Here is an 8,248-nt window from a genome sequence, read left to right on the forward strand (position 1 = left end):
ATAACCTGAAGGTCGTAGGTTCAAATCCTACTCCCGCAACCAGTTTTACCGAACTAGCATCGACATACCCCAGCCCTCCGGGCTGGGCTTGCGCGATCATCGCGCTCAGCGCCCCCTCAACCTCCAGCGTGATCCCCTTCGTCCCCGCGTCGTGATGCACCACAACGCGGTCGATCAGGCTGCGCAGCAGGTTCAGCGCCGGGACGCGGATCGTCTCGTCCTTCAGCGCCTCCGACAACTCCGTGACCTTGCTCCGGTAGAGCTCCGCCAGCTTCGGATGAAACCGCACTGCGCTCGGGGCAGGGGCCTCCAGCTTGCGCTCCAGCTCGGACTTCTCGTCTTCGAGGGCCTGCAGCTTCTGCAGCAGGCCCGGTGTCCGAAACCCATCGGCGATCGCGTCATAGAGGCCTGCGAGTTTGCGCTCGACGTCCTTGAGGGCCTTGCGGGTCTGCTCGTGCTTGATCCCCTCGTCACGTCTCTGGGCGTTTGCGGCTCTCGTGAAGGCGGTGACGAACTCTGCCACGGCGTCCGGTTGCATGAGGCGATCCCGCAAGAGCTCGAGAGCGGCGTCTTCGAGGGTCGCGCGCTTGATCGATCGCGTTGCGGAGCAAGTCTGCAGTTTGCGGGCATTGGAGCAGGCGAGGTAGTCCTTGCCCACCGCGGCAAAGCCGCCACCGCAACAGCCGCAGGCAAGCTTGCCGGTGAGCAGGTGCTGGCTGCGCTTCTTCTCCCAGAACCGGCTCTTCCGAATGCCCTGAACGGCTGGGGTGGCTTCGATCTGCTGCTGTCGCCGCTTTACCGCGTCCCAGAGCGCATCGGTAACGATGCGCAGCTCGGGGACATCGTGGATCACCCAGTCCTGTTCCGGGTTGAGGCGCGACACGCGTTTGCCGGTCTCCGGGTCCTTCACGTAGCGGAGACGGTTCCAGATGAGGCGCCCGATATAGAGTTCGTTGTTGATGATCCCCGTGCCGCGCTGACGGTGGCCGCGGATCGCGGTGTCGCGCCAGTGCGTGCCGCGCGGCCCGGAGATGCCGTCCGCATTGAGCCTCTGCGCGATCTTCTTGGGGGAATAGCCGTCGGCAAACTCCTGGTAGATGCGTCGGATGACCTCGGCTTCGCACGGGACGATCTCGCGCTCACCGGTCACCGGTTGGCCATCCGGACCGAGGCCTCTGACGACACGATAGCCATAGGCATTCCCGCCGCCGGATTTGCCGGCCTCGACGCGGCCCCGCAGGCCCCGCCGGGTCTTGGCCGCGAGATCCTTCAGGAACATCTGGTTCATCGTGCCCTTCAGTCCGACATGCAGCTCGTTGATCTCGCCTTCCGAGGTGGTGATGATCCGCACGTCGTGGAAGCTGAGGCGCTTGTAGAGCTGCGCGACATCGGCCTGGTCGCGGCTCGGGCGATCGAGGGCTTCGCAGAGGATGACATCAACGCCGCCGCGCTCCGCGAGCGCCAGGAGGCTTTGAAGCCCTGGGCGTCGCGTCGAGGCTCCCGAGATGGCCATGTCGCTGAAAACTTCGATGACCTCGCAGCGTTCGAGCGCGGCGCGCTCGCGGCAGATCCGGACCTGGTCCTCGATCGAGGCCTCGCGCTGCATGGTGGTCGAGAAAAGGGCGTAAATCGCGGCGCGGGTCATGCGGATGTCTCCTTCATGCTTTGGAGGAGGCTCGCATACTCGCGACCGGCCTCGATGGTCTGGGCATGGATGTAGTGCCGGTCCGCGGTTTGGAAGCCGCTGTGGCCAAGGACTGGGCGGATCAGGCTCGCGGCTTCTGGCGAGATGCGGGCCAGAGAGGTGGCCGCCGCGTCTCTGAAGAAGTGCGGTGGGACCGAGATCCCGGTCAGCCGCTTTGTCTGCTTTGAGATGGTCGGTCTGAAGGCGCCGATCTTGAGGGCGCTTCCCTTGCGCCCCAGCCAGAGGCTCGGGTCATCGCCCGAACCCCGGGCCGCGAGAAACGGCCGGGCATCATCAAGATAGTAACGCAGGGCCGGCGCGACCTGCGGCGGGACCTCTGCTTCCCACGGGATGTGTGTCTTGCTGAGCTCGGGTGAGATTGCGATGAAGATGCGGTCGTCATCGACGACGACGGACGTTCCGAGGGTCAGCCCCGCCAGCGCGCGGACACGCATCGGCATCATGGAGAGCAGGGCGATCATGGCCCCGTCCCGCAGCGATGTGGCTCGGAAGACGCCGCTGCCGCCGCGAGTCTTGGCCTCCTCGACAAGCTGCAGGCCGGTATCGAGCAGCAGCCGCGAGCTCAGGATCCTGCCGATCTTGCGCGCTTGTGTCCCGCGTCCGGCAAGGGATTTGAGCCGGGCGCGCAGCGCGCGCTCCGGGCTCCAGTCGCGGGACGGGTCCCCGGCGGTGACGACGCGCAGGACGCCCGTGACCAAGATGAGGCGGGACATTGGAGCCAGCCGATCGAGCGTCGAGAGCCATTGCAGGAGCGTGACCCGAGTGACCCGGTCGGCTGGCGCGATGTTGCGGGTGTGGGCGCCACACCCAAGGTGCCATTGCAGCCATTGCCCGTAGCTTTGGGAAAGGCGTTCGCGCGATGTCTCCCGCAGGTGGACGAGCGGTCCGCGATCGTCGAGCGGATTGCCCTCGGTGAAGAGGCCGCGCCACATCTCCTGATCCGCGGCAGGCCAGTCCTGCAGGGGCAGAATGAGGCTCATTCCTTGCCCTCGCGCAGAGCGCCGATAAGGTCGGAGAAGGCCCGCGTCGCGGACTTTACCTCCATCCCGGAGTACATGTTGATCGTGTGGCTGACGTCGGCGTGGCCCAGCAGACGGCGCGCGACCTCGTAGCCTCCCGGGTTGGCATCGAGCCAGTTCATCACTGCGAAATGCCGGAAAAGATGCGCGTTGATCTCAAGGCCCAGCTCCCGGCGAACCAGTTTGGAAATCCGTGCCGCGAGGTCTGCCGAATTGACCGGCGCTTCACCGGAGCGCTTGGGGAACAGGTAGGGGGTTCCGGCAGGGCACATCCAGGGGACTCTCGAGGCGAGATGCTCATCGATCAGACGCACGACATCCTCGGGCAGCTCGAACTCGATCGGACGGCTGGTCTTGGTGTCTTCCTCTTCCAGGACAAGGTAGACCCGACCATCGCCGGGCCGTTGGAGGTGACGGCCAAGCTCGAGCTCTGCAAGGTTCTTCACCCGGATGGGACAGACGAGAAGGATGGCGATCGCGAGGGCGCTCTCGCGGTCCAGCGCCGCGGAGTAGGGCTTCTTGTTGCCGGCGCCGCGTCGAAAGATCCGCTCGGGCAGAGTGAGGAGGTCGATGCGGTTGCGTGGCTGCTGCAGAACGCGGAGGCGCTCCCGGTTCTTGGCGGTCAGCCCCTTCTGCGGGGCCATGGCCAGCTTGCCGGAGAGCTGGCGCAGGCGGGCCACCTCCTCAGAGGGACGGTGCAGGGTGGCGGCGATGTTGGGCAGCAGGCGGGCCACCTCTGCGATGCTGCGGGAGCTGGTGTTGCCATTGCGGGAGAGCATCTGCCGCAAACCCCGCTCTGCGGCGGTCGGTTCAAGGAGGCTGCTGACCGACGCGATGGACGAGGCCTCAATGCCCGCGTGCACGAGCTCGGACGCGAAGCGCAGGAGCATGCTGCGGTACTGCTTGAGTGTCGCGGGACGAAGCGCGCGGTGACGCCCGGTCTCGGAAAGCGGGTCGTTGGCACCAAGTGCGGCAATGAGGCTGTCCAGATCGGTGAGGAACGTCGCAGGGAAGCTCTGGTCCGGCAGCCGGAAGATCTTCTGGCGGGACTGACGTGCGATGGGCGTTTGCGGCCAGCCGGGGACGCGTGCGACGGCGAGGTTCCAGCCATTCACCGCGGCGCGGTAGCTGGTCTCCGGGTCCTTGCTGATCTCGTTGAGCGTTACCGCCTCGAGAAAAGCGTCTGCGTGCTGCTCGTTTACCTCGTCGGGGATGATCCGTTGACGGGAAAGGAAATGCACGAAGCGACAGAGCGACGTGGAGAGGGTGGTATCGTCCAGCTCGAGCAGGCGACGCCAAAGTGAGCGCCACGCGGGTGTAAGGTCGTTCGTTCTGCGGAAGCGGCGTTCGACGATGCCGGCCGTTGCCATCGCGGCACGCGCGTTGCTGACGGAGTTCTGCCAAGTCTTCTTGGAGATCCCGATCTGTGCCGGGCTGATCTTGGCGAGCCGCTGTTGCAGCCAGCGCGTGTCGCAGGGAACGTCGCTCGGCGGAAGGCCGAGCGCCTGTGCGACGCGGCGCAGCCCAGAGATGAGGTCGCGCTCGCGGGTGGGGAAGAGCGAGCCCTGCGCCGAGAGAGCATTGATGAGATCCTGGAAGGTCGGCGTGCCCGCCGGGACAAAGACCTGGTCGAGCGGGATGGGCATTTGCGTGGTCATCGGGACAGCCTCTGATTGGTCAGCTCTGGTCTCGGGAACCCTGCCGTGGACAGGGCGCCCGATTCGGGAGAACCCTAGCATGAAAAGTCAGAAACTTACGGGGAGGGCCTCTTCCCGATAGAGCTCTAACGCATTGACATAAATGGACTTTGGTGGCCGTTTGGCCTAGAGGATGCCGCGGCGGCGATAGGCCGTGTGAGCGTCCGGATGGATGCGGATCAGGCGGCCGCCAGGGCCCACACGGATCACGTCGAGAAGGCCGGCGGCGATGGCGCGGCGGACCGTCTTCTCGGATACATTGTCTTCGAGCGCGACCTCCTTCACCGTCTTGAGGCGCGGGGGCTGCTGGGTCTTACTGGTCGGGGGCATTGGGGCTTGTCTCCTCGGAGCTGCAAGGGGAGACATCCGTATCCAACGCCGCCGCCTCGCCAAGAAGTCGGGCCAGTGCGAGCGCAACATCCTTGATGCGGTCGAGCTCTGCTGGAGGCTGGTGGGGGCTGTCGGGCGCGGAGGTCATGGGGTGACCTTGCCCGAGCACGCCAGGGCACGTCCAAGTGCACTGGTTCGCTATTTTTGGGTGCCGACCTCTGGTTCGGATGCGAGAATAGCGTCGAGATCCTGCTCGCGCTCCATGCGCTTGGCGTGCTCGATACTCTTGCGCAGCGTCCCTCCGGCGAAGTCGTGGCCGTCTTCGGTCACCATGGCGACGACGCAGCGTATGAAATCGACGAAGGGTCCGTAGATCTGGCCCTTCACGGCTTTGGTCGCATCGGTGCTGAAACTCGCCTTGCGCCCGGCTTGCTTCCAGATCCGCGCGCACTCGGCGACGACGTCATTGCGGCGCCGATCGACCACCTTGTTCTTATTCTGTGGCGACAGGTCGTATACGGCGCCGGGTACCTTCGCGATCAACTTGAGGAGTCCAATCACTTCGGCAGGGTCGGGTGCGGGGCCTTGCAAGAGCTCTTTGGCCTGGTCCAGTTCCGGGCGGCTGGCCGGCAATGTGCCAAAGCGGCTCTCGAGTACCTGGAGCCCCTCGCGAAGAACCTTGATGGGGTCGTCGCTCGCTTTGGCGAACCGAAGCGTTCTCCTGAGCTTGGTACCACCCTGTTTGCTCGCCTTGCTACGCACGACGTCGATGAAATTGGCGCAGGTGTCTCGGTCCAGGCAGTAACCGATCTGCCGCGATAACTCGACGACGAGCGGGGCCTCCAGATCGAAGCGTTCCTTGATCTCCCGCATTTGTGCCAGGTCGAGCGCGCCGTCGTCGCCGTAGTCCGCAATCTTCCAAGCCTTCGCTCGGGCAACTCCATCGAAATGAAGATAGAGCGTGTAGTCGGCGAACTCAGCGTTGGAAGGCTCTTCGGGCTGCAGGCGGGGAGGTAGCTCGCGTCGGGTCATATGGCTCGTCCAAGTTCGCTTCAGGATGCTTGAATGAGAACATATCGTGATCAACACCTCGGCGAAACGGAGATTGGTATCTACAGCAAAGGCGAAAGATCCAGGGGCACCTCAGGTTGATACATTCACCGTATGGGGCAGATCTTGAAAGAACGCCCTTGCCGAGATCGAGAGACTCAGTTGCCATGTTGGAACAATTGCGACAGATTTTTGCCGTTCGCGCTGCTTGATCTCATGAAGTATAGAGCAAACGCTGCGCTGGAATGCGTACCATATATTGTGCGTGGATTTCGCGATTCGACGAATATGTCAATTTTGTGTCATCTTGCTGAAGGCAGCGTAATGTACTAATTTATATAGTGTAATTTCTCTAAGAGTTGGTCAATTTATTCGCTTCACTCCGAGCGCCGTTCATAGAAATTGACGCATGTGTCCAGCCCGTGATACTTTTGAGTTCCTATCAGCGGGCATAACGCACTAGAAAATAGAGGATTTAATTCAACCTGAAAGTGTTTAGCCGCTAGGAAGAATAGCTAGAACATTTCAATCGAACTGGATGAACCGGGTCGGCCTCATTGGGCGGACTTGCATAGAAGATATTGTGTCAAGGCAAGTCATCGCCAGCCCTCGGAGGTATTCGAGGGGCAAAGTAGTTTTGCGCCCCGACAAGTAACAGACCGGCATTATCCGCGAGCCCGGGAGGGGGCGCAAAATGTCCGAGACTTCTGAAACAACCCTTGCCAGCGATGCTGACCTTTTCGGCAGCACCGAGTTTTCAGTCACGACGGACAAGGCCGACTACGCGCCGGGCGAGACCGCCATCATCACCGCATCGGGGGTCGATGTCGGAGGCTCGCTGACGTTCGAAGTCGATCACGTCTCGGATCCCGGACCGGACGGGATTTACGGAACCTCCGATGACATCACAACCGATCTTGGAAGCAGCGGTCACGACAGCTGGACTGTCGTGGACGGAGGGGAGGGGGATCTCGACGGCATCGCCAACGGGATCATCGTCACCGAGTGGTATGTCGATCCCGATGACAGCCTGAACGAAACCTTCCTTCTCTCGGCGAGCGACGGCGCCGACACCGCCTACGCAAGCTTCACCGATGGCGCCAGCTACAATCTCGACCAGTGGCGCAACGGCTCCGATGTCGCCCACCTGCCGGACGATGGCGACTCGTGGGTGAACGGAAACCTGAACGAAAACCAGGCGCACTACTATCAGGGCGATTTCGTTGCCTACCGGGCGACGCTTTCGGACCTGACGCAGGGCAGCTATTTCATCACCATCGAATACGACGTCACCCAAGGCGGTGAATATTCCATCGACTATCTCGGCTCATATGACGCCAGCTTCGGTCCCGGCAACACCCATGACGGCGATCTCATCCCCGATCCCGTGGACGGCACCGGTCTTGATGGCACCGCCGACAGCCAGCTCGAGGTCGCGCTGAGCCCGCTCGTCGATGCCGGCCCGGACGGAATCAAGGGCACAGCTGATGACATCTCGCCCGAGATCGGCAGCATCACGATGTTTGACGGGCAACTGACGGGCTTCGCCTTCGCAGGCGCCGACGAAACCATCGGCACGGCGGATGATGTCTACTACCTGTCGGGCAACGGGATCTGGGGCGATGGCGACGAGGCCATGGTCACCGGGATCTCGGATTATCTCTCCGGAAGTTATACACTCACGGACACCATCACATCGGAGGAGGTCGGCGACGCAGTTTACACGCTGAGTGGGGATGTCACGGGCAATGCCCAGCAATCCGTCACTCTGATTTTCGACTACACCGGCACGAACGGCGGCGACGCTGTCCTTGCCTGGGGGGGGCATATCGCGACCAATGAGGATTGGGACGACATGGCCAACCCCTCGGGCTCGCCTTACCACATGCGCCTGCTCGACATGAAAGCTTTCGAGGATGACGGCAGCACCATCCAGGTCACCGGCGCCGGCAATCAGGACCGTTCGCTGTCGCGCTCCGCGATTGTACTCGACAATCCCGACTTTGAAGTGACCAAGACCGCGGATGTCGCGTCGGTCGACGCCGCGGGCGATGTGATCACCTACACCATCACCATCACCAATACCGGGGATGTCGCCCTGACCGGGGTGAGCGTCTCCGATCCGCTGCTCGGAGCGCTGAGCGGTCCGTCGGGGGACACCAATCTCGACGGCGCGCTCGATGTTGACGAGGTTTGGACCTACAGTGGCAGCTACTCGGTGCTGCAGGCGGATCTAGACAGCAACGGCACCGCCGAGCCCGATGACAATGACGACAATGACGGTGATCCCCTCACTATCGAGGATCCTGACGGCGACATCGACAACCTCGTGACCGTCGGCGTCGCGGAAATCGAGGAGGCCAAGACCGCGCGGGCGGATGTCGACATCGTTCAGGACCCGTCGATCGCGGTGGTGAAGGACAACACCGGCGTCGATGACCTCGACG

6 protein-coding genes are annotated in these 8,248 nt (G+C 62.8%); 1 reads left to right on the forward strand and 5 read right to left on the reverse strand.

Features of this window, described 5'->3' with window-relative positions; genetic code table 11:
* The 5 genes from AC6RA4_RS03585 to AC6RA4_RS03605 all read right to left on the reverse strand — a co-directional run.
* On the reverse strand, positions 1-1,645 hold a 1,645-nt coding region (locus AC6RA4_RS03585), incomplete at its 3' end, for a recombinase family protein (protein WP_500157464.1).
* Positions 1,642-2,685, reverse strand: a complete 1,044-nt coding sequence (locus AC6RA4_RS03590) for a tyrosine-type recombinase/integrase (protein ID WP_500157466.1) — start codon at positions 2,683-2,685, stop codon at positions 1,642-1,644. The genes AC6RA4_RS03590 and AC6RA4_RS03585, both read right to left, overlap by 4 nt.
* On the reverse strand, positions 2,682-4,382 hold the full coding sequence (locus AC6RA4_RS03595) for a tyrosine-type recombinase/integrase (protein ID WP_500157467.1): 1,701 nt from the start codon (positions 4,380-4,382) through the stop codon (positions 2,682-2,684). The genes AC6RA4_RS03590 and AC6RA4_RS03595 overlap by 4 nt, the downstream gene beginning before the upstream one ends.
* A gap of 165 nt (positions 4,383-4,547) precedes the next feature.
* Positions 4,548-4,751, reverse strand: coding sequence for a helix-turn-helix domain-containing protein (locus tag AC6RA4_RS03600; protein WP_481693042.1), 204 nt, complete (start codon positions 4,749-4,751; stop codon positions 4,548-4,550).
* A 198-nt stretch (positions 4,752-4,949) separates the two neighbouring features.
* Positions 4,950-5,783, reverse strand: coding sequence for a hypothetical protein (locus AC6RA4_RS03605; RefSeq protein WP_500157470.1), 834 nt, complete (start codon positions 5,781-5,783; stop codon positions 4,950-4,952).
* A gap of 712 nt (positions 5,784-6,495) precedes the next feature.
* On the opposite strand from AC6RA4_RS03605, the gene AC6RA4_RS03610 reads away from it, so the two are divergent.
* On the forward strand, positions 6,496-8,248 hold a 1,753-nt coding region (locus AC6RA4_RS03610), incomplete at its 3' end, for a CLIPPER-2 domain-containing protein (protein ID WP_500157472.1).

It is taken from the genome of Salipiger sp., from assembly GCF_059781815.1.

What these genes read in the sequence shown, in the direction of transcription:
- AC6RA4_RS03590 (WP_500157466.1), bottom strand. Translation starts at nt 2,685, where the DNA reads ATGAGCCTCATTCTGCCCCTGCAGGACTGGCCTGCCGCGGATCAGGAG.
- AC6RA4_RS03595 (WP_500157467.1), bottom strand. Translation starts at nt 4,382, where the DNA reads ATGACCACGCAAATGCCCATCCCGCTCGACCAGGTCTTTGTCCCGGCG.
- AC6RA4_RS03600 (WP_481693042.1), bottom strand. Translation starts at nt 4,751, where the DNA reads ATGCCCCCGACCAGTAAGACCCAGCAGCCCCCGCGCCTCAAGACGGTG.
- AC6RA4_RS03605 (WP_500157470.1), bottom strand. Translation starts at nt 5,783, where the DNA reads ATGACCCGACGCGAGCTACCTCCCCGCCTGCAGCCCGAAGAGCCTTCC.